The organism is uncultured Campylobacter sp. (genome assembly GCF_938030815.1).
GTDB lineage: Bacteria > Campylobacterota > Campylobacteria > Campylobacterales > Campylobacteraceae > Campylobacter_B.
Window position 1 is genome coordinate 1 of sequence record NZ_CALHII010000089.1, and the last position, 3586, is coordinate 3586.

Sequence of the window (3586 nt, forward strand, 5' to 3'; positions counted from 1 at the left end):
GAGCCACTGCGTCCTGCACGCCGCCCAGTCCGGCGACGAGGAGATGATGAGCGCGATGGTAAAGGCAGGCTGCAACGCCTTTAGGATGAACTTCAGCCACGGCACGCACGAGTATCACGAGGCAAATTTAAACAAAATTCGCGCCGTAGAAAAGAGCCTGGGCGTGCGCGTAGGCGTCTTTCAGGACATCAGCGGCCCAAAGATCCGCGTCGGCAAGCTCGAGGAAAATTTTAAACTAAAAACGGGCGATAAAATCACCTTCCTTCCTCGCGAAATCATCGGCAAAAAGAGCGCGGAAGGCGAATACGAGCTGTGTATCAACCACCCCGAAATTTTACCACTGATGAAAGCAGGCGAGTTTATCTACCTCTACGACGGCTCGATCCGCGCCAAGGTAGTCGCAGTAAGCGAGCAAGGCGTGCGAGCGGTACTCGAAAACGACGGCTTTTTAAGCTCAAATAAGGGGGTGAACTTCCCAAACACCCGCCTAAATATCGACGTCATCACGCAAAAGGACCTCGAGGATCTGCGCTGGGGCGCGGCGCACGGCGTAAATTTCGTAGGCATCTCCTTCGTGCAGTCGCAAAACGACATCCTGCGCGTGCGCGAAATTTTAAACTCGCTGGGCTCAAAAGCTAAAATTTACGCCAAGATCGAGAAATTCGACGCGGTCGAAAATATTGAAAAGATCATCGAAGCAAGCGACGGTATAATGGTCGCGCGCGGAGATCTGGGCATCGAGATGCCGTTTTATGAGATCCCGCGCATCCAAAAGCGCATCATAGCGTTAGCCAATGCCCGCTCAAAGCCCGTCATCACCGCCACGCAGATGATGCTTAGCATGACCGAACACGAGCGCGCTACCAGAGCCGAGATCAGCGACGTCGCAAACGCCGTGCTCGACGGCACCGACGCCGTGATGCTAAGCGAGGAAAGCGCCATCGGCAAAAACCCCGCAGCCGTGGTCGCCGCGATGAGCGAGACGATCCGCGAGACCGAAAAGATCTATCCTTACGATAAATTTAACGATTACGATTTCTACGACGAGACCGATATGATCACCTCAAGCACCGCAGCGCTTGCCGCAAGGCTGGGCGCGGGCGCGATACTTTCGATCACGGGCTCGGGGCGTTCGGCGATCAAACTCGCACGCAACCGCGCCAAAATCGACATCATCGCAATCGCACACGACGAGCAGACCGCGCACGCGTTAAGTCTCGTGTGGGGCGTAAATCCCGCGATGGTCAGGGAAAAAACGAGCATCAACTCGCTGCTCGCACGTATCATAAGCGAGGCTCTGCAGCGCGGGCTCATCGAAGAAGGCGGCACCTACGTGATGACGGCGGGCTTTCAAAGCGGACATCCTGGCAGCACCGACTACATCCGCATCATCAAAAAAGATCAGATCGATTTCTACCGCGACGCGGCGAAAACGGGCTTTGAAAGTAAAATTTAAAGCGCAACATTAAATTTAGCGGTAAAATTTGAAGTTTTTGAGTTGCAGACCTAGAGAGGTAAAATTTTAAAAATTATAAAGGAAAACGATGATACCAAGCTACAAAGAGATGATGTTCCCGATTTTGCAGTTTATCGGCGAGCGCGGTAAGGCGGACAGAAAAGAAATTTTCGAATTTATTACAAAGCACTATAAATTTAACGACGACGAACTCTTACAGAGGATACCTAGCGGCATGCTTGTATATGTTAACCGTGCAAGCTGGGCGTTATCGGATTTTGCAGGAAATAAAGAAGTTGTAAATTTACCTGACGTTAAAAAGCCTATCAAAAGATCAGGTAGAGGCGTGTACGAGATAACGGATCTTGGCAAACAAATGCTAAAAAGTAAAGACGCTCAGGCAAAATTTGAGGCTTGGTACGATGAAATTTATAAAAACAAAAGCGCTCCAAGCACCAAAATCTCGCAAATCGTGACGCAAGAAAAGACGCCTATCGACATCATCGTCGAGACAACAAACGAGCTCGCAAAAAATCTAAAATCTCAAATTTTAGACGAAATTTCACAAAAAAAGCCGAGCTTTTTTGAGTATTTGGTGACATGCTTGCTCGAAAAAATGGGCTACGGAGTAGGCAGACTAACCAAAAACGGCGCGGACGGCGGTATAGACGGTATTATAGATGAAGATGAGCTTGGATTATCGCAAATTTACGTCCAGGCTAAAAGCTGGCAAGGCGCGGTTTCGCGTCCTGAAATTCAAAAATTTGTAGGCGCGATATCGGATAAGCAGACCAAAAAGGGTGTATTTATCACGACATCAAAATTTAGCAAGGATGCCGCAAGATGCGCCGCGAACATGCAAAATTACACGATTGTTTTGATTGACGGCGAACGACTAGCGGAACTGATGATAAAATACAAACTCGGAGTTCAGGTGCGGCAAAATATCGAGATTTGCGACATCGACGGCGACTTTTTCGGCGATGAAATTTAAACGTAAAGGCGAAATTCGTTTTCGGATTAAGCGCAAACGGAAAAATTTAGCTAAGCAATCTAAATTATAAGCTAAATTTTACGACTAACGACGCTTAAATTTAGCCGCTCAAGCATCGCGCTAAAGCCTGATCAAAAGAAAATAGAGCTGCCGCAAAAATTAAAATTTCGCAAAAATATATTCGTTAAAAATCAAGCTAGCGCTCTTAAATTTCAAGATATAATTACGAAGCAAATTTACAAAATTTAACCGAAGGAGAGACCGTGAAAAAATTTCGTTCATTGCTGCTGTGTGCGGCGGCAGCTGCGACTTTGAGCGCCCAGGGCGAGGACAAGGTGGAAAAAATCACTTCGATCGACATCTATATTTCGCCGTTTTATTCGGCTAAGGAGGGCAAACCCGAATACGTGCACGTTTACGAGCCGATTGACGGTCTGTTGATGAAAAACGACGTGGCGAGCCTAAAAAAGGCGATCAAAATCATCGAGGACGCCCCGGATATGGTCGCTCCGACCACGCTGATGACCGTCGCTGCGCGCGCCTATGATCTAGGGCTCAAGGACGACGCGGTGTTTTGGTTCTACGCGGGCAAAAATCGATTCCTAACCTTTGCTCGCGTCATCGACGTCAAGGACGAGATGTTTCGTGAGACCGAATCTGCGAATGCGGCGTTTTTACAGCTCGTCGGCAACGTGATAAATCCATACGCATTCTGCGATCTTGCTAAACAACGCGATGCGGCGGCACGCGCTAGGGACTGGGTCAAGGCACACCCGTATAAAGCGATATTTGATGAGAAATTTCCATCTCACTTCGCAGATCGCGCCGCCGCGCTCAAGGCAGCTGAGGACAAAATGGACGCCGCGCTACTTAGGCAGGACGAGTTTTTCGCAGACCCCGCTAAAGAGGCGGACTTCCTAGCCAAGCGCAAAGCAAATAACGCGGATAAGCGCTTCTGCGATTAGTATCGCCTAATCAGCGGACTCTTTAAAAACCGGCATTATTTAAAATTTTGAGTTGCCAAAAATTTAGTGTTGCATTTTTATCTCCTCAAACGGATCTGCGCGTGAATTTAAAATTTTATGACGTAGAATTTTATCGCTAACGGTACAGTATCTATTTGCATGCGCCTCTTT

The 3586-nt window shown here is 48.3% G+C and carries 3 protein-coding genes; all 3 read left to right on the forward strand.

What is annotated here, in order from left to right; all coding sequences use genetic code 11:
• Positions 1-43 precede the first annotated feature (43 nt).
• Positions 44-1456, forward strand: a complete 1413-nt coding sequence (pyk, locus tag Q0277_RS03245) for a pyruvate kinase (RefSeq protein ID WP_297995560.1) — start codon at positions 44-46, stop codon at positions 1454-1456.
• 88 nt (positions 1457-1544) lie between these two features.
• Complete coding sequence (locus tag Q0277_RS03250; protein WP_297995555.1) at positions 1545-2450, forward strand: restriction endonuclease; 906 nt, start codon at positions 1545-1547, stop codon at positions 2448-2450.
• Positions 2451-2713: 263 nt separating this feature from the next.
• Complete coding sequence (locus Q0277_RS03255) at positions 2714-3415, forward strand: cytochrome-c oxidase (RefSeq protein ID WP_297995558.1); 702 nt, start codon at positions 2714-2716, stop codon at positions 3413-3415.
• The last annotated feature ends 171 nt before the right edge of the window (positions 3416-3586 follow it).